A 22607-nucleotide genomic window follows, 5' to 3' on the forward strand; every position below is an offset into this window, starting at 1 on the left:
TTACCCCTTGTTCGCGCGGTTTTCGATCAGGTCATCCACGACCGACGGATCGGCAAGTGTCGAGGTGTCGCCTAGCGCGCCAAAATCGTTCTCGGCGATCTTGCGCAGAATACGGCGCATGATCTTACCAGAGCGGGTTTTGGGCAGACCGGGTGACCATTGGATCACATCCGGGCTGGCAATCGGGCCGATTTCCGTCCGCACCCAAGTGCGCAGTTCTTTCAGCAATTCATCGCTTGGTTCGCGGTCGTTCATCAAGGTGACGTAGCAATAGATGCCCTGACCTTTGATTTCGTGCGGGTACCCAACGACTGCGGCTTCGGCCACTGCGGCATGCGCCACCAGCGCGCTTTCGACTTCGGCGGTACCCATACGGTGACCGGAGACGTTGATCACGTCATCAACGCGGCCAGTGATCCAGTAATCGCCATCGGCATCCCGCTTACAGCCGTCACCGGTGAAATAGTAGCCTTTGTAATCCGCGAAATAGGTCTTTTGGAACCGCTCATGATCGCCCCAGACGGTGCGCATCTGACCGGGCCAGCTGTCCTTGATGCACAAAACACCTTCGACATCATTGCCGCTTATTTCTTCGCCGGACTGGGGGTCCAAAACAACAGGGAGAATGCCAAAGAAGGGCTTCATTGCTGAACCGGGCTTCATCGCGTGGGCGCCGGGCAGGGGAGTCATCAAGTGACCACCGGTTTCAGTCTGCCACCACGTGTCTACGATCGGGCAGCGACCGCCGCCGACGACTTCGTTGTACCAGTTCCAGGCTTCGGGGTTGATTGGTTCCCCCACGGTGCCAAGCGTGCGCAGCGAAGACAGGTCACATTTCTCGACCCATTCGTTGCCCTGGCCCATCAGTGCGCGCAAGGCGGTTGGGGCGGTGTAGAACTGGTTGACTTTGTGCTTTTCGCAGACCTGCCAGAACCGGCTGGCATCAGGATAGGTAGGCACACCTTCGAACATCAGAGTGGTCGCGCCATTGGCCAACGGGCCATAGACGATATAGCTGTGGCCTGTGACCCAACCCACATCAGCGGTACACCAGTAGACGTCGCCTTCGTGGTAATCAAAGGTGATCTCCTGTGTCATCGCCGCATAGACAAGGTAACCACCGGTGGTGTGGACAACGCCTTTGGGCTGACCCGTAGAGCCTGAGGTATAGAGAATGAACAGCGGATCTTCGGCGTTCATCTCGGCAGGTTTGCAATAGTCGCTGGCCTCAAGCGCCATCTCGTTATAGTCGAAATCACGACCGTCGATCCATGTGGTCTGACCACCAGTGCGCTTGACCACCAGACATTTCACATCGTCTTTGCAGTGCAGCAGGGCCGCATCGACGTTGGATTTCAAGGGGGTCTTGCGTCCGCCGCGCGGGGCCTCGTCCGCGGTGATCACAACCTTGGCGTCACATCCGTTTACCCGTGCCGCGAGTGCGTCTGAGGAGAAGCCCGCGAAAACGATGGAATGGATCGCGCCGATACGTGCACAGGCCAGCATTGCATAGGCGGCTTCGGGGATCATTGGGAGGTAAATGATTACCCGGTCGCCTTTGCGCACACCCATGGTTTCCAGAATGTTGGCCATCCGGGATACGCTGCCGTGCAACTGTTTGTACGTAATGTGCTGCGCCGCTTCGTTCGGATCATCAGGTTCAAAGATGATCGCGGTCTGGTCGCCACGTGTTTCCAGATGACGGTCGATACAGTTGGCCGCGACGTTCAGGGTGCCGTCCGCATACCAGTTGATCGCTACATCGCCAAAGTTGTAGTTGACGTCTTTGACCTTGGTAAAAGGTTTGATCCAGTCGATGCGCTTGCCGTGCTCTCCCCAGAACGCGTCCGGGTCGCTGATCGACGCGTTATACATCTCTTCGTATTTTGCGGCGTCTACATGGGCGCGGGCAACTGTTTCTGCCGATGGCGGAAAGACCGTGTTTTCGGTCTGAGCAGGCGTTGTCATTTGAGGCTCCTCCCTCTGACTGTTTTTTAGGTGACCCAACTTCCGTTTAAGTGGCGCAAGTTGTGATCGGTTCCATCCCAGCCCAAATAATAGGCGGGTTTGAAAATAAGTGAATAACTTACGGGAATATAACGATTTGCTTGTAAAGTTTTTTCGTTAACTCCGTGGATTTTGTAAATCTTACTTTCTTAACAGGCCTAAGCCCCAATGTGGGCAGGGATTTAGGTGTCAATGATGTCTTACCTCTTGACGAGGGCAATGCAACCCGACCGCCTGCCGCAGGGTCAAATTCAGGATTGTGCAGGTGTGACATATTGTTTCGGAGCGGACATGAAAGCCGCAATTAAGCTGCGCGGTCGCGCCCCATGAGTCGGATTTCAGACGCCAAAACAGGGCTGGAACCTAGCGGAAGAGCAGGGTTCGGGGCTTGGCAGGCTCACACCTTAACGTTAGCCTGCTTTCCAAGCGACCAGCCTTTATCGGTCGCACGAATGGGAGAGACTTAATGAACAAGATTTTGACCGGCGCTGTTGCCGCTGCAGTCAGCTTTGCTTTTGTATCCGAAGCGGCTGCTGTTGAATGGAACGTATCCCTGTGGGGTAAGCGCCGTGCCTTTACCGAGCATGTTGAAAAACTGGCTGAACTGGTCAGCGAAAAGACGGGTGGCGAATTCACCCTCAACATCAGCTATGGTGGCTTGTCCAAGAACAAAGAAAACCTTGATGGGATTTCGATCGGGGCTTTTGAAATGGCGCAGTTCTGTGCCGGCTATCACCGAGACAAGAACCGTGCGATCACTGTACTCGAGCTGCCGTTCTTGGGCGTAAGCAATCTGGATGAAGAAGTCGCGGTAAGCCAAGCGGTTTACAGCCACCCTGCGGTACAAGAGGAAATGGCTCAGTGGAGCGCGCGCCTTTTGATGCCGTCCCCGATGCCGCAGTACAATATCGTTGGCACCGGCGAACCGCGTGACCAGTTGGCTGAATTTGACGGCATGCGCGTACGTGCAACCGGCGGTATTGGTCAGGCATTCTCAGCCGTTGGTGGGGTTCCTACCTCGGTTACAGCGACCGAAGCCTATAATGCGATGGAATCTGGTGTCGTGGACACCGTGGCGTTTGCCCAGCACGCGCACCTTGCTTATGGCACGATCAACCGGGCCGATTGGTGGACCGCAAACCTGAACCCAGGCACCGTGAATTGCCCTGTCGTTGTGAACATCGACGCCTATGAGGCGCTGAGCCCAGAGCACCGCGAGGCGTTGGATAGCTCGGTTGACGGCGCTGTAGGGCACTATCTTGAGAACTACGGTAAGCTCTTGGACAAATGGGACAGCGTTTTGACAGAAAAAAACGTGACCAAGGTTGAGCTGGCCGAAGGTGAGCTGGATGCGTTCCGCAAGGTCGCTGCTGATCCGATCCGCGAAAAGTGGATCGCAGACATGAGCGCACAGGGTCTGCCTGCTCAGGATCTGTATGAGCTGGTAATGGCAACGCTGAAGCAACAGCGCGGCAATTAAGGTTGTTAAGCCGGGCGTGATGAACGCCCGGCTTTTTTTATCCTTCTGACATATCAAAAAAGGAGTTCTGCTATGGCAGGACAAGCCTCGGTGCTGGAGGATCAGAGCTTGCTCAGCCGGTTCGACCGGTGGTTGCTTTCGTTGGAGCAGGCCCTAGCCCTGTTGAGCGGTTTGGCGGTTTTCAGTTTGATGGTTCTGGCCGTGGTCTCGGTCGGTGGACGTAATACGGCGAACATGCCTTTGCCCGGCTACGTCGATTGGATCGAACAGGTCATGCCCTTGGTTGCGTTCATGGGAATTTCCTATGTGCAGCGGGACGGCAGCCACATCCGTATGGACATTGTTGTTGGTCGATTGCACGGGCGTGCGCTTTGGTTCGTGGAAATGCTGACAGTGCTGCTGGTACTGGTGTTGATGGTGGCGTTGGTTTGGGGCAGTTGGGCGCATTTCCAACGTTCGTTTGATTTCAGCGCCCCACTCTGGAGCCGGGACAGTTCGATCGACATTGGCATTCCAATCTGGCCTGCAAAATTGTTGGCACCTGTTGCGTTTTCAGTGCTGTGTGTGCGCTTGGTTTTGCAGGTTTGGGGCTATGGGCGCGCCTTTGTTCTTGGCCTTGCCAACCCAGTTGCAGTGCCGCTGATCCAAGATACGGTGGCCCAAGCCGCCGCAGAAGCTGAACAGCTTGAAGGGCAGGAATAGACCATGGATTCAATTGATATTGGCCTTTGGGTCACGGGTGGTCTGCTGCTGATGGTGGTTCTGGGGATGCGGGTGGCTTTTGCTGCTGGCCTTGCTGGACTTGTAGGATTGGTTTGGATTTTCTGGGCTAAGTTTGGATATGCACCCGACAAGTTGGGAAAGGCTGTAACTGTTTCGGTCAAGATCGCCGGGCAGGTGCCTCATTCCAAAGTGTCGAGTCAGGCGCTCAGCCTGATCCCCACGTTTATCCTGATCGGGTATCTCGCCTATTATGCTGGCCTGACCAAAGCGTTGTTCGAAGCCGCAAAGCGTTGGATTGCTTGGGTTCCCGGTGGGCTGGCGGTTTCAACCGTCTTTGCAACGGCTGGGTTTGCAGCCGTGTCTGGCGCCTCGGTTGCCACGTCTGCTGTATTTGCGCGTATCGCGATTCCTGAAATGCTGGCGATTGGATACAATAAACGGTTCGCAGCTGGGGTGGTCGCGGCGGCTGGTACGCTCGCCTCTCTGATCCCGCCTTCAGCGATCTTGGTGATCTACGCCATCATCGTGGAACAGGACGTTGGTAAGCTGTTGCTAGCCGGTTTCATCCCCGGTGCGTTCAGTGCTGTTGTCTATGTACTGCTGATCGTTGGGATTGCCGTCATTTTTAAGAACGTCGGTCCCCCTGTCACCGGGTTTACATGGCGTCAGCGGTTTGAATCCTTGCCGGGTGCTTTGCCGATTGTCTTTGTGATCGTGATCATCATTTGCTTTGTCTACAATCCGTTTGGTGGCGACGCTTGGGGTACACCTACCGAAGGTGGCGCGCTCGGCGCGTTTGTGGTGTTCCTTATGGCGCTCTATCACGGAATGCGTTGGTCAGAGCTCAAGAACGCATTGTTAGAAACGGCCAAGCTGACGGTGATGATTTTCACCATCATTTGGGGCGTCCTGATTTATGTTCGGTTCCTTGGGTTTGCGGATCTTCCAGGTGCGTTTGCCGATTGGATTACTTCGCTGACTATGTCGCCCATGCTGATCCTTGTGTGCATCCTGTTGGCCTATGCGGTGTTGGGGATGTTCATGGATGCCATTGGGATGCTCTTGCTGACATTGCCTGTGGTGTACCCGGCGGTGATGGCGCTGAATGGGGGAGAGGCGGTCACGGCAGCGGACAGCGCCTTTGGCATGTCAGGTACTATGTGTGCGATCTGGTTTGGGATTTTGGTTGTGAAAATGGCTGAGTTCTGCCTGATCACGCCGCCCATTGGTCTGAACTGTTTTGTGGTTGCGGGCGTGCGCCCGGATCTAAGCGTTCAGGATGTATTCCGGGGGGTCATGCCGTTCTTTATCGCGGATGGTATTACCATCGCCCTGTTGGTGGCATTTCCAAGTATCGTGCTCTATCTGCCCAGATTGGCACAATAAGGCGAAAGGGATGCAGGCCAGCGTATCGGCCTGCATCCAAATTTCTATAGGCCGGGCAACCGGTCGATAATCGCACGACGGTCAAACGTTGTGCCGGGCTTTTCACCCAGGTTGAATTTCAGACCGATGCCGACAAACGCATCGTTTGAGCTGGAATTCGACACACGCGCGTTCCCACCACCGAATTCGCCATACAGGCTTACACCGCTGCCGAAATCATAATCCGCACCAATCGCCAACCGTGTCATGTTCGCACCGTTGTTGTTGTCAAGCCAATCAACCGAGGCACGCAGGTTGATCCGATCGCCAACATCACTGTCGATCACGCCACCCAGCATGGTGGCGTTTTGACCGTTTACCTTGCCCCGTGAGAAATACCCTTCGACACCGACATTCGCGAAATCATAGGTCGCTTCTAACCCATAAAAGTTGCGATCAAGCGAGGGCTCGTTTTCGGTTCCCCAGAACGCGCCAATGGCCCCATCATAGTTAAATTTGTAGATCCCGTGCACAGTCGCTGCATTCGCGCTCGTGTTGCTTTGACCGAATTTATAATATCCCAGATCCACCTGTGTGGCGACCGCGTCACCAAAGCCCACTTCGAACGAACCGCGCAGTGCTTGTCGGGTTCCTTTGGAGTTGTTTGTGAATTGATAATGGGACACATCCACATTGGCCCCGGTGAGTTCCACTGCACCAAGCCCCTGAGGCATGAGTCCCGCGACGAGCATAGCCGCCACTGCCCGCATTTTCATTTGACTGCTCCTTTAGTCGTTGCGCATCTGCGCAGGCGCTTTTCGCGCTCTGTCTCCCTGTCTATGCAAGAAAGCGAATCAGGTAAAGAGTCTTGATTCCAAAGTCGAAACCTCTTGACGGAGTGATCTGATGAGGCAGGTTTGGGAGTTGAACGTAAACTTAAGCGATTTGGAGGTTGTCGAGCAGTCGCTGCAACCTAGATGAGCTGCCTTGATTTACACTGGCTTCTCGCTGGCGAGCCGTGTTGACCAAAGGGGCCGTTCCAGCAGCACGACTGTGCACGGGATCTAGGTGGGAATTGAGTGAAAAGGGCAGGTGTGTGAAAGAGGGGCCAAAGACGTAGCCCTCTTAGCATCTGGCACCCTTCGAAAAAGGTGCCAGATTTTGTGTGAGTCAAAAGATTAGAGACAGGCTTCGAAAAGTGCCCGTGTGTTTTCTTTTGTCATTTCCACAGGGTTGCCACCGGTGGAGGGGTCGTTGAGGGCATCGCGGACAAGAACATCGATGTCGGGGTCTTTGACGCCGAGTTCGGTCAATGTTTTCGGGATGCCAAGGCTATCGTTCAGGGTGTCAACGTAAGCTGCAAAGCCATCAAAGCCACCATCGATCCCCAAATAGGCGGCCGCTTGCGTCAGGACGCCTTCGGCTGCTGGGCGGTTAAATTGCAAGACAGCGGGCATACAAACGGCGTTGGTCGTGCCGTGGTGCGTGTGGTGGTGTGCGCCAATGGGGTGGGACAAAGCGTGGATGGCGCCCAACCCCTTTTGGAACGCAGTCGCACCCATTGCGGCTGCGGACATCATGTGCGCGCGGGCCTCAAGATCGCTGCCATCGGCATACGCGCGGGGCAGGTAGTCTTTGACCAGACGCATGCCTTCGAGTGCCATGCCTTGCGACATGGGGTGGTAATGGGGCGAGCAGAACGCCTCGACACAGTGGGCAAACGCATCAAGACCGGTTCCGGCAGTGATGAACTTGGGCATGCCCATAGTCAGTTCGGGGTCGCAGATCACGACGGCGGGCAGCATTTTGGGGTGGAAGATGATCTTTTTCTCGTGGGTCACCGAATTGGTGATAACACCCGCGCGACCTACTTCGGAGCCGGTGCCAGCAGTTGTTGGCACGGCCACAATGGGGTGAATGCCCGCCGGGTCAGCGCGTGTCCACCAATCCCCAATGTCTTCGAAATCCCATAAAGGGCGGGTTTGACCGGCCATAAAGGCCAGCGTTTTGCCCAGATCCAGACCCGAGCCACCGCCAAACGCGATCACACCGTCAAATCCACCCTCACGGTAGGCAGCCAAGCCCGCTTCGACGTTTTTCTCGTTCGGGTTAGGGTCAACGTCCGAGAACATCGCGCGTCCCAGACCGGCGGCCTCTAACAGGTCGAGCGTGCTCTGCGTGATCGGCAGGTCGGCAAGACCTTTGTCAGTGACCAACAGGGGTTTGGAAATACCTGCAGCAGCGCAGGCATCTGCTATTTCAGAAATGCGACCGGCGCCAAAGCGCATCGCGGTGGGGTAGGACCAGTTGCCAACCAGGTTCATGAGATCAGCCTTTTTTCAGGTGGTAGGATTTGGGACGGGTCAGAGCATGAAAGCCCAGCACGGACAAGCCCGCGCCACGTCCGGTGTCTTTGCAGCCGGTCCAGCACAGGCCGGGATCCAGATAGTCGCAACGGTTCATGAACACGGTGCCGGTTTCAAGTTGCGCGCCAAGTTCGTTAGCCTTGTCGGCATCAGCAGTCCAGATCGAAGCGGTCAGGCCAAACTGACTGTCGTTCATCAAGGCAATAGCTTGTTCGTCGCTTTCGACTTTCATGATGCCAACAACAGGACCAAAGCTTTCGTCCTGCATCACGCGCATGTCGTGGGTGACGTTGGTCAGGATCTGGGGCGTCAGATAGGCACCGCCATCGTCGGCCTCCATCGTGTCGATATGGGCGACGGCACCTGCTTCAATCGCCTCGGCAATTTGAGCGCGGACCTCGGTGGCGAACCGGACATGGGCCATTGGACCCATAGTGGTGTCCGCCTCAAGCGGGTTGCCCAGCTTATAGGTATTCACCAGCGCCACAGCTTTTTCCACAAAGGCGTCATACAGGCTCTCGTGGACATAAATCCGTTCGATCCCACAGCAGCACTGACCGGAGTTGAACATCGCCCCGTCGATCAGGGTGTCCACGGCGGCATCCAAATTGGCATCGGCACGCACATATCCGGGGTCTTTGCCACCCAGTTCGGTGGATACCGGGATAAAGGTCCCCGCCGCAGCGCGTTCCATCGCCTGACCACCACGGACAGAACCCGTGAAGTTAACAAAGTTCACCTTGCGGCGCGCGATCAGCTCGGACGTGGTGTCGTGATTTAAGAATAGGTTCTGGAACACATCGTCGGGAATGCCAGCGGTGTGAAACGCCTCGGCCAGCCGTTCGCCAACTTGCAGCGTTTGCGCCGCGTGCTTCAGCAACACGGTATTGCCCGCGATCAGGGCCGGAGCCACGGTGTTGATCGCGGTCATGTAGGGGTAATTCCATGGCGCTACGACCAAAACCACACCATGGGCCTCGTGTTCGATCTTACGAAGGAACGCATCGCTGTCCTCGACCACAATAGGGGCAAGGGCGGTTTCGGCGATGTCAGCCATATGGGATGCGCGCTCGTTAAATCCACCAAACTCCCCCCCATAGCGAACAGGGCGACCCATCTGATGGGCCAATTCCAACGCCATGCGGTCTTGATCCTTGCCGATTTCGGCAACGGCGGCGCGCACTAAGGCAATACGTTCAGCCAATGGTCGCGCGGCCCAAGCAGGTTGCGCTGTCTTTGCACGGCTTGCCGCTGCCAGGGCTTCATCGCGGGTGGCAAGTGGACGTTCGATATAGACCGATCCATCGATCGGTGAGGTACATTTGACTGTATTCGTCATGTCTTAGGCCTTTTCAAAACCACGGGCGATTTCCCAATCGGTGACCACCCGGTCAAATTCTTCCTGTTCCCATTCGGCGCAGCGTGTGTAGTGATCGACCACCCAGTCGCCCATCGCAGCACGCAGCATGTCAGACCCACGCAGGGTTTCGACAGCATCGCGCAGGGTGCGTGGAATTTCGCGTGCATCGCTGTCCTCATAGAGGTCCCCGGCGGTGGGCGCAGCGAGCTCCAGTTTGTCTTCGATGCCTTTCAGACCTGCCGCCAGCAATGCGGCTTGTGCAAGGTATGGGTTCAGATCAGATCCGCCGATCCGGCACTCCATCCGCACGCCTTTGGTGTTTTCACCACACATACGGAACCCGGCTGTGCGGTTGTCCACTGACCAGACGGTTTTGGTGGGTGCAAATGTGCCCTTCATGAATCGTTTGTAGCTGTTCACGTAGGGCGCCAGAAAGAAGGTGTAGTCAGGTGCGTATTTGATCATGCCCGCGCAGAATTGGCGACCAAGTTCGGACAAGCCATGCGGTGCGTCTTTGTCATAGAATTCCGGGCTGCCATCGCGCCACAGTGACAAGTGCACATGGCTGGCTGATCCGACCCGGTCATGGTGCCATTTGGGTAGGAATGACGCCGCGTGCCCATGCATATGCGCGATTTCTTTGGTCGCATGCTTGGCGATCGTGTGATTGTCAGCACAGGCGAGCGCGTCGGCATAGCGAATGTTCAACTCTTCCTGACCGGCCTCGGCTTCGCCTTTGGTGTTTTCGACCGGGATACCCGCGGCAAAGAGGTGATTGCGGATTGGCCGCATCACGTGTTCTTCTTTGGTGGTTTGCAGGATGTGGTAGTCTTCGTTGTAGCCTGAAATTGGCTGCAGATCGCGAAACCCGGTCTTACGGATTTCATCAAAAGTCTGTTCGAACAGGAAAAACTCCAGTTCTGTCGCCATCATTGGCGTTAGGCCCATCGCCTCGGCCCGGGCAATTTGTGCCTGCAGGATTTGACGGGGGGAATGCAGGACTGGTTCATGTGTGTGGTGATCCAGCATGTCACACAGGACCATAACCGTGCCTTCTAACCATGGCACCGGGCGCAGGGTTTCCAGATCCGGTTTCATCACGTAATCGCCGTACCCGGCCTCCCAACTGGTGGCTTTGTAGCCATCAGGGGTGGCCATTTCCAGATCGGTGGCCAGCAGGTAGTTACAGCAATGGGTTTCTTCCCATGCTGTGTCGATAAAGTTCTGGACGTGGTAGCGTTTGCCCATCAGGCGGCCCTGCATGTCCACAAGGCAAACCAGAACTGTGTCAACGTCGCCGTTGGCTGCTTGCGCCTTGAGCGCCTCAAAAGACAGGGGAGCCGTCATGGTGTCTCTTTCCGTATCATACATAAAAGGAAGGGCAGGGTGCCGACATCCGGCACCCCACGAGTGTGTTGAATTTAGCCGTAACGGTAAGGACGGCCAGCTTTGACCATATCCGCGTTGTACTGCTTGATGATTTTGACGACCTTGGCTTTGGTCTCGGACTCGGCTGCGATCTCATCCCAGAATTTGACAGCCGCGTCTTCGACGGTTGCCCATTCTGCGTCTGGGATCGTTGTCAGTTCCATCTTGGGTCCGTTGACGCGCAGCGATGCTTCGCCGCCCCAGTACCACCACTGACGATAATAATGAGATTGGTCACAGCAGACACGGAACAGCGCCTGCAGGTCTTCGGGCAGTTCATTCCAACGATCTTGGTTGGCAAAGAACGATCCGGCCCATGCGCCCGAGATGTTATTGGTCAGGAAGTAGTTGGTCACGTCAGCCCAACCCACGGTGTAGTCTTCGGTGATGCCGGACCATGCAATGCCGTCCAACTCGCCAGTCTGCATCGCAACTTCGATGTCTTCCCATGGTAGGGAAACTGGTACGACGCCGAATTGGCTGAGGAAGCGGCCCGCAGTTGGGAAGGTAAAGACGCGTTTGCCTTTCAGGTCTTCCAAGGACCGGATTGGGTCTTTGGTTGCGAAATGGCATGGGTCCCAGGATCCGGCGCTGATGTGCTTGACGCCAACCTTGGAATATTCTTCGTCCCAGATTTCGTTCAGGCCATACTGGTTAAACAGGACTGGCACGTCGAGCGAGTAGCGTGACGCGAAGGGGAAGTAGCCCCCAAAAACGGTAACTTCGGTGGGCGAGGCCATCGAGTCATCATCAGACTGTACCGCATCAATCGTGCCACGCTGCATGGCGCGGAACAGCTCACCCGTTGGGACCAGCTGATCGGCGTAGAACAGTTCTATCTGCATCCGGTCGCCGGCGATTTTGTTGAACATGTTGATCGCAGGATCAATCACGTGTTCAGCCAATGCGGCGCCCGCATATGTTTGCATCCGCCACTTGATGGTCGATTGCGCGATGGCCGGAGTGGCCAGCGGTGCGGCCGCTGCGCCAACGGCGGCTGTGGTTAGAAACTTACGTCTTGTCGTCATCTTTCTTCTCCCGTTGAAATTGATTGGATTTGGTGCCCCGGTGGATCCAGGATCATTTGTTGTAAACATACTCCGGCAACCACAGTGCGATCTGCGGGAAGATCATGATGGTGGCCAGCGCCAGCGTCATCACCAGCACAAATGGCAGGATCGAGCCGTAGATATCACGCAGCGTCACCTCGGGCGGGGCCATGGCGCGCATCAGGAACAGGTTATAGCCAAAGGGCGGTGTCATATAGGCAATCTGAGTGGTGATTGTGTAAAGCACCCCGTACCAGATCAGATCGAACCCCAATTCGCCCACCAGCGGCACATAAAGCGGCGCAACGATGACCAGCATGGCGGTGTCATCCAAAAACGTGCCCATCAAGATAAAGCTTAGCTGCATCAGGATCAGGATCATCCATGGGCTGAGGCCCAGCTTTTCGGTAAACACACTTTCGATCGCTTTGACCGCGCCAAGACCGTCAAACACCGCGCCAAACGCAAGGGCGGCCAGAATGATCCACATGAACATGCAGGAAATACCCAATGTGTTGCGGACCGAGTTTTCAAACACTTCGCGCGTCATGCGCCCCTTTAGGATCGCAGCTGCAAACGCGGTCAGCGCCCCAATAGCCGAGCTTTCAACCAGTGAGGTCCAGCCATTCACAAACGGCACCATCATGGCTGCAAAAATGCCCAGAGGCAGCAAACCAGCGCGCAGCAGTCGCATCTTTTCTTCGCGCGGTACATTGCGTTCTTCAGGGCTGAGCGCAGGGCCAAGGGCGGGATTCATTTTGCACCGTACAACGATGTAAAGAATGAACATTCCGGCCATCATCAGACCCGGCACCACGCCAGCCAGCCACAGCTGACCGACAGGTTGGCGCGCGATCATCGCATAAAGCACCAGAACAACCGAGGGCGGCACAAGGATGCCCAGACTGGATCCAGCCTGAATGACCCCGGTCACCATTTTCTTGTCATAGCCACGTTTTAAGAGCTCAGGCAGCGCAATGGTCGACCCAATTGCCATGCCTGCGACTGACAGCCCGTTCATCGCTGAAATCAGCACCATCAGACCAATTGTACCGATGGCCAAGCCACCGTTTAGGCCGCCCATCCAGACGTGGAACATCTTGTACAAATCGTCAGCGATTTTGGACTCTGACAGCACGTAGCCCATGAAGATGAACATCGGCAGTGTCAGCAATGGATACCACTTCATCAGCTTCATGGCGGCGGAAAACCCAAGGTCATAACCGCCCCGGTCACCCCACAACAGCAGGGATGCCATGACGGCGACAAAGCCTATCGCGCCAAACACACGCTGACCGGTCAGCAGCATCAGCATCATGGTTGAAAACATGAGGATGGCGATCAATTCGTAGGACATCAGATGGTCTCCTTCGCGATGTCTTCACCGCGTAGTCGCAGGATGTCTTTGAGGAATTCGGATATCGCCTGTAGCAGCATCAGGAAGATGCCCAGACACATGATAGATTTGATTGGCCACAAGTAGGGACGCCAAGCGGTCGGGCTGCGCTCTCCGTATTGGAGCGAATAGCTGAGACTGTCGTACCCTCCATAGAGCAGCACACAGAGGTAGGTGATCAGGAAAAACACGGTGATCGCATCAGTCCATGCCTGCCGTTTCAGTGACCACTCGCCATAGAGCAGGTCCATCCGGACATTTGATCCCATCTGGATCGAATAAGGTCCGCCCAGAATGTAATAGGCGACCATGGCAAACTGCGCCATTTCCAACGTCCAGAGCGACGGCAGGAAGAACGTTTTTGAGATCGACGACCACAGCAGAATGCCCATCATCACAAAGATGCCGTACATGACAGTGCGCCCGATCACGCGGTTCATCCCATCGATGAAGATGATGTATTTACGCGCAAATATCATGGATGTGCCTCTCTTGGGGCCAGCAGTTCAATCACCTGTGCCAACATTGGGGCCAAAAGCCCGGCCATGCGGTTCACACCGGTGGGGGTGTCGATCAGATCATTGCGGACCTCGATCATGACGTTCGGCAATCCCCGATTGAGACCATGTTCACGTAACGTATGTGTGACACCATCTGTGACGGAATAGGGTTCGTTTAGCGCGGTATTGAGGCCGCTGTCCTGCGCGGCTGCCAACAGGGCCTGCGCGGCGCGATCATCGCTGTCATGCAAAATGCCCAGTTCGACCGCACGGGTTTGACCTTTGTAAACCGGGGTAAAGCTGTGCATCGTGATCAACACCGGGGGCGCTGGACGGGCATCTAGCGTCTGTTTCAGCATGTCGTGGAACGGAAAATATACATCGCTCACCCGTGCGGCGCGCTGATCGTCTGTAAGGTTGGCGTTTCCCGGAATAACAAAGCGTTCGCTTTGCGACGGGATTGCATCAGGGGCTTCTGGCGGGCGATTGCAGTCATAGACCAGTCGGCTGACGCGGGATTGAACCAAAGGTGCATCCAGCGCGCCCATCAGCTCAACCGACAGGTCCAACGCCCCAATATCCCACGCGGCGTGCGAATTGGCTGCCTCAGCCGTTAGGCCAAGCCCGCCCAACGCAGCAGGGATAAATCGACTGGCATGTTCGCACACCAAAAGGGCGGGCGTTTGGCCACGGGTGTTCAGTGCACGCGCTGCGGGCAGTTCTAAAGAATGTAGCAATGGTGACTCGGTAGTAGCAGACATATGTAGCAGTAGTTACAGAATGCTCGGCGCTGTCAAGAAAATTTCTGTAGACATAACTACAAACCTGACTACGCTGTAGCAAATGCTAAAGAAAAGGGCGTGCCGTGACCCCGACAACCAAGCTTGTGAAGCAATTGATACAAGACAACACCGAGGGTCTGACCCCGTCAGAACGCCAGTTGGCCTCGGTTTTGTTGCAGGACTACCCAATGGGCGGCTTGCAATCCATCACCAAGCTGGCCGCGGCCGCGACGGTCTCAACCCCCACTGTGATCCGAATGGCGCGCAAGTTGGGATTTGACGGATTTCCGGATCTACAGGACGCCCTGCGCGAAGAGGTGGCGGCACAAATCAAAAAGCCGATCTCGAAACGCGACGCATGGATGGTGGATGACAGCGCGGAACACCCGCTGATGCGGTTTGCGCAAGTGGTGTGGACAAACATGCGGCACACGCTTGAACGGGTCGATACCGGGATGTTTGATGCCGTGGCACAGTTGTTGGCCGATAAGGCACGGCCTTTGTACGTCGTTGGGGGGCGGATCACCCGGTCAAACGCGGATTACCTGTTCAATCATATGCAGATCATTAGGCCCAACGTGACAATGCTGGGCAATTCCGCAAACGTCTGGCCCCAATATCTGCTGGATATGGATGAGTCCTCGGTTCTGGTGATATTCGACATCCGCCGATACGAGGCGCATCTGGAAAAACTGGCTCAGATCGCCAGCGAACGTGGGGTGACGGTGGTTTTACTGACAGACCAATGGGGATCGCCAATTGCGCGGTGTGCTGACTATACCTTTAACGGACTGGTCGAGGCCCCGTCATCATGGGACAGCACCATGGCATTGCAGTTAATCATCGAAGCCTTGATTGCCGAAGTGCAAGGCGCACGGTGGGAGGAAAGCAAGGAACGGATCGAGGAGTTGGAGGCGATGTTTTCATCCACCCGGCTGTTCCGAAATCAAAGCTAAGGCTGACCTATCGTTCATCAGGGTTGAGCCAATTTCGACCGCTGCGGTGCTTTGCCCTTATGGCTGTAATCTAACTCTTGGCAGCTTTAAAACTGCGTTGTTCGTGCGCGTTCCAATCTGTAATTTCTCCATCTTGGTCGTTGCCATTAAAAAAGACCAATCCTGCCGCAGGCAGAGCTTGCGCGCTCGGCCCCTTTATTCTTGTAGGAACGGTGATTAGGCTGCTGAAATCATGACAGCTCTCCCCACGCACTTTACATTTTTGATCGAACCCGGCTTCACGATGCAGGCGTTTTCCTCTGCGATTGAAGTTTTGCGCGTCGCCCGAAAACTGGGTGCCGGTGACCTGTTTAGCTACTCCGTTCTTTCCTTGGATGGTGCCACCGTAGAAGCCTCCAATGGGTTGTCGATTGTGGCCAATATGGACGTGCAGAATCTGCCAAAGGATAGCATCGTTGTCGTGGTATCAGGGGCCGGTGTAGAGCAGACCCCTAATCCTGCGCTTCTTTCAAAGCTGCGCTTCTGGGCACGACAGAGCCATGAAATTTGGGCGATTTCGTCTGGGGTGGTCAGGCTTGCCCAAGCCGGGTTAGTCGACGATTGCAAGGTTGCGGCCCACTGGGAAGACGTGCCCTTATTGAAAGCACTCTTTCCGCGCGTCATTCTATCATCTGCAATTTTCATCGCCGACGAACCGCATCCGACCTGTGCTGGGGGCGGCGCTGCGGCTGATCTGTTTATGCATTATATCAAATCAAATGGCTCAGAAGGTCTGGTCGAAAACATTGCGTCCCGCCTGTTGATCGACGGTGTTAGGGATGGGCGGGTACGTCAGAATTTTCCATCAGAACTCAAATACAGCAGTACGAACCGAACGGTATTTGCCGCTATTCAGATCATGCTCAAGACGCGCTATGAGGCTGTTAAGCTCAGCACAATCTCTGAACGCCTGGACATCTCGCAACGCCAGTTAGAACGCCTGTTCAAAGAGGAATTTGGGCATACCCCCGGAGCAATATACTTGCGGTTACGGCTAGATGAAGCGCGGCAAGAGGTTTTGATGGGCCATCGTTCAGTGTTCGACATCGCCCTCGACTATGGGTTTCAACCTGGCAATTTCAGCAAGGTGTACAAGCGATTGTTTGACGTAACACCCAGTCAGGATCGCGCCAGCACAAAATAGGCGATCTGTCGATGTAAGGCCCCTTTGGTGTCGCATTCGGCCAAATTCGAAATACGACCTTCTGTGTTTATGGTCCTTGTAAGCTGGAGGATCACATGAAAGGACCAAGAGCGCGGCGCGGCACGCGTCAGCAAAGGACTGCGCCCCAGTCCACTGGGCCAATGCAGTCATTTCTGAAGCCGGTCGAAATCCTGTCAGATGATCAGGTCGAAAGCATTCATAGAGCTTCGCTGCGTGTGCTCAACGAGACGGGCATTGAGATTATGTCCCCGAAAGCCCGCGCATTTTTCAAGGCGGCAGGAGCAGATGTAGATCAGAGCAATGATCGCGTGCGACTCGCGCCAGAGTTGGTCGAAGGCAGCATCGCAACTTGCCCGTCTGAGTGGATTTTCCATGCGCGCAATCCTGCACGGAACGTGCCCATCGGAGGTTCATGGTTGACGTATTGTAATGCAACCACGCCCCCATATGTGAGCGGTCCGAACCTTCCTCGTCAGCCCGGCAGTTTTGAGACTTTCAAGCAATCGGTGCAATTGTGTCAGGCATTGGGGGAGGTACATTTCTTTTACGGATACCCGGTGGAACCTCAGGATCTGCCCGTCAGCTCGCGCCATCTAGATGCCTATCATACACTTGCGACCCAGACCGACAAAGTGTGGCGCGCCTACGCGATGTCGGACATGACTGACGCCTTGGTGATGGCCCAGATCGCACGCGGGGTCGATGCAGAGCAATTTGTACGCGAGCCGAGTCTCATGCTGAACTGCAATACCAATTCTCCGTTGAGAATTGATGAGGCCATGTGTGATGGCCTAATCGCCATGTCCGGCCTCGGGCAACCTGTGGTGATTTCGGCCTTCACGATGGCGGGGGCGATGGCCCCGGTCACAATGGCAGGGGCCTTGGTGGAACAAAACGCCGAATGCCTAGCGGGGATGATGTTGACCCAACTTGTCAAACCCGGCGCGCCTGTCGTCTACGGGGCTTTCACCTCGAACGTACATATGAAATCGGGTGCAGTGGCGCTTGGGACCCCTGAATACGCGCAGGCAGCCATTGCAGGCGGGCAACTCGCGCGGCGCTATGGCGTGCCGTACAAATCCTCGAATGTGAACAGCTCAAACGCACCAGATGCGCAAGGTGCCTATGAAAGCATGAACGCGCTTTGGGCCACGCATATGGGACATTGCAATATCATGGCGCATGGCATCGGTTGGCTGGAAAGCGGGCTGACGTTCAGCTTTGAGAAGGCAGTGATTGATGCGGAAATGCTGCGGATGATGCAGGCGTTTCTGAAGCCGATGGACCTGTCGGACGAGGCTCTTGGCGTTGAAGCGATAGCGCGCGTAGGTCCCGGCGGGCACTTCTTTGGCGATGAACTGACGCTTGATCGTTACGAGACAGCCTTTTGGGAACCCAGGCTGAGTGACTGGAAACCTTATGATGGCTGGGTTGAAGCCGGATCAAAAATCGCAAGCACCCGCGCCGGAGACATTGCCACGCAACTGATTGATGGTTTTGAAGCCCCCCCGATGGAGCCCAGCATACGAGAAGAACTTGACGCCTATGTCGCTAAACGTAAGGAAGAACTGGCATGACCACACAAGCCCGCATCATCATCATCGGCGGCGGGATCGTCGGTGTTTCCACACTTTATCATTTGGCCAAAGCGAGGGAGACAGACGCATTGCTGCTTGAGCGGCGCGAGTTAACGGCTGGTGCCACGTGGCACGCGGCGGGCAATGTTCACACCCAAAGCGCATATGCCAATCTGTCTGCCCTTCAGGCCTATTCACTGCGTCTTTATGACGGCCTGGCCAAAGAAGTGGGTCAAGAGGTTGGCAGCCATATCGTTGGGGGATTCTTTCTTGCGCAGACCAAAGAGCGGATGGAGGAATTCAAACATCTGGCGGGCAAGTTCCGCGGGCTTGGCCTGGAGTACGAATTGGTCACACCGGATGAAATCAAGGCGAAATACCCGCTGATGAATGTCTCTGACCTGATCGGTGGTGCATGGGACCCTGAGGAGGGCTATGTAGACCCTTATTCGGTCACAATGGGACTAGCGGCAGGCGCGCGTAAATATGGAGGCAAGATCAGACGCAACTGCCAAATCGACAGCATCAAACGGCTTCCGTCTGGCCATTGGCGGCTTACAGCGGGCGAAGAAGTGTTCGAGTGTGAGATCATCGTCAACGCTGCTGGGTTTTGGGCGGATGAGATTGCACGCATGGTCGGTACCCGATTGCCCATCACCAACATGGAACATCAGTACTTGGTTACCGAAGCGATGCCCTCGGTTGAGGCATTGGGCTATGAGCTGCCCATGATCCGCGACACCGACAGCCAGTATTATCTGCGTCAAGAGGGGCAAGGGTTGCTGCTGGGCCCGTGGGAGCAGGACGCGCGGCGAGCTTGGAACAAATCAGACGGGCGCGCGCCCTGGACCTTTGGACAAGAACTGTTCGAGGATGACTGGGATCGTCTGGAGGACGGGCTAAGCGCGATCTTCCATCGCATTCCAGAACTTGAGCAGACAGGCATTAAAAGAGGCGTTAACGGCGCAATCAGCTTTGCGCCCGATGGGCGGCCAATGATTGGCCCAATGCCAGGTGTGCCGGGGTTCTTTGTCGCCTGCGGATTTCTTGGCGGGATCGCTCAAGGTGGCGGTATCGGCCTTGCGATGAGCCAATGGATCCTTGAGGGTGAAAGCGAATTGGATTTGCATTTTATTGACGTTGCCCGTTTTGGCGACTGGACGACCCGCGAATTTGCCCGCGAGCGGACTCATGAAATACTGCCGATCCGCTATGAGCTGATCTATCCCGGGATCGAACGGAAATCCGGCCGACCTTTAAAAACCACTCCGATTTACAACGACCTGAAGTCTCATGGCGCTATTATGGGGCAGGCCTATGGGTGGGAACGTCCGCTGTGGTATGCGCCGGGCGGCGAAGTGGACGAACCCAGTTTTGACAGACCCAACTGGTGGGATCACGTCGGACGCGAAGCCAAGGCCATGGCAGAGGCTTGTGGCCTGTCCGAGATGTCGAGCTATGGTAAATTCCGCATTAGTGGCCCCGACGGCATGGCATTTCTCGATTATATCGGCAGCGCCAAAGTCCCTTCCAAATCCGGCAAGGTCGCATTGTCATTGATGCTAAACGACCGTGGTGGAATTGTTGGCGATATCACGATCGAAAATTCCGGAGACGGGACCTTCTATTGCGTGGGTGCAACGTTCGGTGTGGCGCTCTATCAGCGTTGGATGGAGGATCATATTTCTGATTTTGACGTCCGCATCGAAAACATCACCGACCACTACGCAGCAATTGGCATCGCGGGCCCAAAGTCTCGCGCCCTGCTGAATGCCTTGTCCGACGGGGCATTTGATGACTTCCCCTTCATGACTTCCAAGGAGGTCGAGATAGGCCGAGTGCGATGCAAAGCGATCCGTATTTCTTTTTCGGGTGAATTGGGATGGGAATTGCACTGTCCGATGCTGAACCAAAAAGCACTGTTTGATGCTTTGATGACCGAGGGTGAAAAACATGGTCTGATCCTGATGGGCACGCGCGCCATGGGCATGTTGCGGATTGAAAAAGGGTATCGGTCATGGGGGCACGAAATGACAACCGAAGTCACACCCCACGCGGCCTCGCTAGAGCGGTTTTGTTCGACAAAGAAGGATTACATCGGACGCGCTGTCGTGGACCGCGAACGCGAGGTGTCGCCGACAAAACGCTTTGTCACGCTGGAAATAGATGCCAAAGCCCCGCCCTGTTGGGGAACCGAACCGGTGCTGAAAGGGGGGACGCTACTGGGGTATGTCACCTCTGGTGGGATGGGATGGCGCAGCGGCAAGATGCTTGCCGTAGGCTGGATCGACAGCACTGACATCACAGCGGGCGATACGTTGCAAGTGCAGGTTCTGCTGGAAACATATGATGCGCAGATTGTCTCCGATCCGGTGTACGACCCCGACAACAAGCGGTTGCTAGGATAAGGTTGTGGGCCATGCCACGTTGCCCCCGACGTTCATTGTTACGAAATAACAGCTTGCAGGCGGGTTGAGCGGCTTGGAGACGCATTCGGCTCATATTGCGCTCGCAGTTTGTGAAAAATACCGCATTTCCTCAAAGCTCAAGACCTCAATTTTCGATCACTTGCGCAAAACGACACAACCAACTGTTGGCGCCGCCGCATTGAAAGTTCGTTTTGATCCGGTCAGTTGGCCTCAAGCCTTAAATCGTGCGGCAACTCTCTCCATTGACCGGGTCTCACGCGAAACCGCAGCGTCTTCTGGCTGAGATCCGCGGGTGAAAGGTAGACTTTAGAAAGGTCGCGTCTTGCGCAAAGTGGCCTTCGATGCAACGTGTCCGATATTTCATGATCAACACTCTACTTTCTCAATAAGATTAAGGTGTTGCGTCGAACTGTTGTATCCGCCGCACTAAGCGTAATTTACATGAATAGAAACTCCTTCGCGATTACGGCATGAGGCAAACAAACGTCGTGGCCGACAGCGACATCGTCATGCCGGTTGGCCCTAATGTCGCGTAGAGGCCGGACAGCATCTTTGAAATCACGTCTTACGCGGACACCCCACCACATTCCTTTATTTCGTCGATCAAGGGATTGCCAAAGACAAGTGCGGTTGCAAATGCTTCTAGGTTTTCGATGGTCTTGTTCAGTTGGATCGTTTCATGCTCCACATGGCCCGACCCTCCGGCAGCCAACTCGGTCCGAACCAGTTCAGGGTCCCCGAGATGAGCATCGGGAGGCAACGTATCGCGTAATTTTCGGCTTACGATGCCGGTCCCAGCCGCAAGTTCGATTGCGTTCTGAACCGGGCTGCTGCACTGGTTTGCCAGCGGGTTGGCGTAATCCATAAAAATGTTAGGAGCTAGGTCATTGTCATAGTGGCCCGGAATATCACCTACGAAACTGGAAGAGTTAGTCGACATTGGAGACCTCCTGCCTGTTTTGCTATCTGTTGGTGGCCAAGTTGATATCCGAAATTGCCAAATTCGACTGCCTCAAACTGGATCTCACTGAACCACCACGCGCCTGCAGAGCCGACCTTTGGCACGAAAAAATGGCGATTTGATCAACCAATCTGACAGGTGATAGGTCTGTGCCCAATTCTAACCTGTAATTTCCAAACTTACCCGCTATCGTTGGTGAATGAGTGACGACTACAATTTTGATGGATTGCATAGGTGTCGGCAAGCCCGAGCTACCAGTGCGCCAGACGTTTGTTCTCGCGATCCTTGAAGGCATTTTTGGTTTTGGTGCGAGGCTTACACGGCAGTAATGGCGAGAGCAGGTGCTGCTATTGATCCGTCAATACAACTTGGAGGCGCAGAACTGTTCGCAGGAAATGCATTGATGGTAATGGCTGCGATTGATCGAAAAATCACTAGGGCTCAACGTCTTCTAAGTTGGGTGATCGTCTATTTTGGTAACTTAATTGGTGCCGCAGAACTAGCAGTAACTATTGGGTCTTCTGGCTTGTTGAAGGGGCCAATGGCAACGACAGCAGCGGCCATTTCTCAGTCCAAAGCATCTTTGCTGCCTTTTGAGGCTTTCTATGTAATGCATAGGTGTGTCTTGCAATTTGGTTGACCTTTGCAGCCCGGACAGCTGCCGGGAAAATTTTGGCGATCCTATGGCCGATCAGCGCTTTCGTCCTGCTTGGTTTCGAACATTCCGTGGCAAACATGTATTTCTTCGCTCAGGGATAGATAATGGCATCCGATGTGAAGATGAGTGAAGCTTGAGCAATTTGACCCGGGTTACTTTGGGCAACATTGTAGGCGGCGCTGGTGGAGTTGCATTGGCGTATCGTTTTGCCTTTCTAAGCAAGCCCACTCGCTAAAAATGGCAGCTTTGTTCGCTTTGCCCACCTGGGCCATATGAATGCCGTGTGTCGCAATCCGATCAAAGAGCTTCTTTTCAGCTATCGCTTTCGCTGCGACCATTACCTTTTGGCTATGAGTCATGCTTCCA

The 22607-nt window shown here is 55.1% G+C and carries 19 protein-coding genes; 9 read left to right on the top strand and 10 right to left on the bottom strand.

Going from position 1 to position 22607, the window contains the following annotated elements; genetic code table 11:
• Positions 1-1968: an acetate--CoA ligase gene (gene acs / locus ABWV33_RS03355; RefSeq protein WP_353329103.1), complete on the bottom strand. Its 1968-nt coding sequence runs from the start codon at positions 1966-1968 to the stop codon at positions 1-3.
• Between the two features lie 505 nt (positions 1969-2473).
• Here acs and dctP point away from each other — a divergent pair.
• The 3 genes from dctP (at position 2474) to ABWV33_RS03370 (ending at position 5596) form a co-directional block, all read left to right on the top strand.
• Entirely contained in the window at positions 2474-3487 is a 1014-nt protein-coding gene (gene dctP, locus ABWV33_RS03360; protein ID WP_113825848.1) for a TRAP transporter substrate-binding protein DctP, read from the top strand.
• 72 nt (positions 3488-3559) lie between these two features.
• Positions 3560-4189 (top strand): TRAP transporter small permease subunit, encoded by a 630-nt coding sequence (locus ABWV33_RS03365; RefSeq protein ID WP_113825849.1) that lies wholly within the window; start codon positions 3560-3562, stop codon positions 4187-4189.
• A gap of 3 nt (positions 4190-4192) precedes the next feature.
• A complete protein-coding gene (locus tag ABWV33_RS03370; protein ID WP_113825850.1) occupies positions 4193-5596 on the top strand; it encodes a TRAP transporter large permease in 1404 nt (467 codons plus the stop codon).
• Between the two features lie 44 nt (positions 5597-5640).
• On the opposite strand, the gene ABWV33_RS03375 is transcribed toward ABWV33_RS03370, so the two are convergent.
• The 8 genes from ABWV33_RS03375 to ABWV33_RS03410 all read right to left on the bottom strand — a co-directional run bounded on the left by ABWV33_RS03375 (position 5641) and on the right by ABWV33_RS03410 (position 14435).
• The gene (locus ABWV33_RS03375) at positions 5641-6351 is read right to left on the bottom strand and encodes a porin (protein ID WP_113825851.1); all 711 of its coding nucleotides are present in this window, start codon (positions 6349-6351) and stop codon (positions 5641-5643) included.
• 402 nt (positions 6352-6753) lie between these two features.
• Positions 6754-7899: an iron-containing alcohol dehydrogenase gene (locus ABWV33_RS03380; protein ID WP_353329104.1), complete on the bottom strand. Its 1146-nt coding sequence runs from the start codon at positions 7897-7899 to the stop codon at positions 6754-6756.
• A gap of 4 nt (positions 7900-7903) precedes the next feature.
• Positions 7904-9280 carry an aldehyde dehydrogenase family protein gene (locus ABWV33_RS03385; RefSeq protein ID WP_353329105.1) on the bottom strand — a complete coding sequence of 459 codons (1377 nt, stop codon included), beginning with the start codon at positions 9278-9280 and terminating at the stop codon, positions 7904-7906.
• 3 nt (positions 9281-9283) lie between these two features.
• Positions 9284-10648 (bottom strand): glutamine synthetase family protein, encoded by a 1365-nt coding sequence (locus ABWV33_RS03390; RefSeq protein WP_353329106.1) that lies wholly within the window; start codon positions 10646-10648, stop codon positions 9284-9286.
• Between the two features lie 74 nt (positions 10649-10722).
• Positions 10723-11757: a TRAP transporter substrate-binding protein gene (locus tag ABWV33_RS03395; protein ID WP_113825855.1), complete on the bottom strand. Its 1035-nt coding sequence runs from the start codon at positions 11755-11757 to the stop codon at positions 10723-10725.
• A 52-nt stretch (positions 11758-11809) separates the two neighbouring features.
• Entirely contained in the window at positions 11810-13135 is a 1326-nt protein-coding gene (locus tag ABWV33_RS03400; RefSeq protein ID WP_113825856.1) for a TRAP transporter large permease, read from the bottom strand.
• Positions 13135-13653, bottom strand: coding sequence for a TRAP transporter small permease subunit (locus tag ABWV33_RS03405; protein ID WP_353329107.1), 519 nt, complete (start codon positions 13651-13653; stop codon positions 13135-13137). The genes ABWV33_RS03400 and ABWV33_RS03405 overlap by 1 nt, the downstream gene beginning before the upstream one ends.
• On the bottom strand, positions 13650-14435 hold the full coding sequence (locus ABWV33_RS03410) for an N-formylglutamate amidohydrolase (RefSeq protein ID WP_502930892.1): 786 nt from the start codon (positions 14433-14435) through the stop codon (positions 13650-13652). Before ABWV33_RS03410 ends, ABWV33_RS03405 begins: the two co-directional genes overlap by 4 nt.
• Positions 14436-14539: 104 nt before the next feature.
• On the opposite strand from ABWV33_RS03410, the gene ABWV33_RS03415 reads away from it, so the two are divergent.
• The 4 genes from ABWV33_RS03415 (at position 14540) to ABWV33_RS03430 (ending at position 20601) form a co-directional block, all read left to right on the top strand.
• On the top strand, positions 14540-15412 hold the full coding sequence (locus tag ABWV33_RS03415) for a MurR/RpiR family transcriptional regulator (protein WP_353329109.1): 873 nt from the start codon (positions 14540-14542) through the stop codon (positions 15410-15412).
• 232 nt (positions 15413-15644) lie between these two features.
• Positions 15645-16595, top strand: coding sequence for a GlxA family transcriptional regulator (locus ABWV33_RS03420; RefSeq protein WP_353329110.1), 951 nt, complete (start codon positions 15645-15647; stop codon positions 16593-16595).
• Between the two features lie 95 nt (positions 16596-16690).
• The gene (locus tag ABWV33_RS03425; RefSeq protein WP_353329111.1) at positions 16691-18193 is read left to right on the top strand and encodes a trimethylamine methyltransferase family protein; all 1503 of its coding nucleotides are present in this window, start codon (positions 16691-16693) and stop codon (positions 18191-18193) included.
• Entirely contained in the window at positions 18190-20601 is a 2412-nt protein-coding gene (locus ABWV33_RS03430; protein ID WP_353329112.1) for a GcvT family protein, read from the top strand. Before ABWV33_RS03425 ends, ABWV33_RS03430 begins: the two co-directional genes overlap by 4 nt.
• Positions 20602-21187: 586 nt before the next feature.
• Here the strand turns inward: ABWV33_RS03430 and ABWV33_RS03435 are convergent.
• Positions 21188-21562 (bottom strand): hypothetical protein, encoded by a 375-nt coding sequence (locus tag ABWV33_RS03435; protein WP_353329113.1) that lies wholly within the window; start codon positions 21560-21562, stop codon positions 21188-21190.
• A gap of 349 nt (positions 21563-21911) precedes the next feature.
• Between ABWV33_RS03435 and ABWV33_RS03440 the strand changes: the two genes are divergently transcribed.
• The gene (locus ABWV33_RS03440; protein WP_353329114.1) at positions 21912-22223 is read left to right on the top strand and encodes a formate/nitrite transporter family protein; all 312 of its coding nucleotides are present in this window, start codon (positions 21912-21914) and stop codon (positions 22221-22223) included.
• The gene (locus tag ABWV33_RS03445; RefSeq protein WP_353329115.1) at positions 22202-22342 is read left to right on the top strand and encodes a formate/nitrite transporter family protein; all 141 of its coding nucleotides are present in this window, start codon (positions 22202-22204) and stop codon (positions 22340-22342) included. Before ABWV33_RS03440 ends, ABWV33_RS03445 begins: the two co-directional genes overlap by 22 nt.
• Positions 22343-22607: the final 265 nt, after the last annotated feature.

The sequence above is a fragment of the Phaeobacter sp. NW0010-22 genome (genome assembly GCF_040365955.1).
Taxonomy (GTDB): domain Bacteria; phylum Pseudomonadota; class Alphaproteobacteria; order Rhodobacterales; family Rhodobacteraceae; genus OMPR01.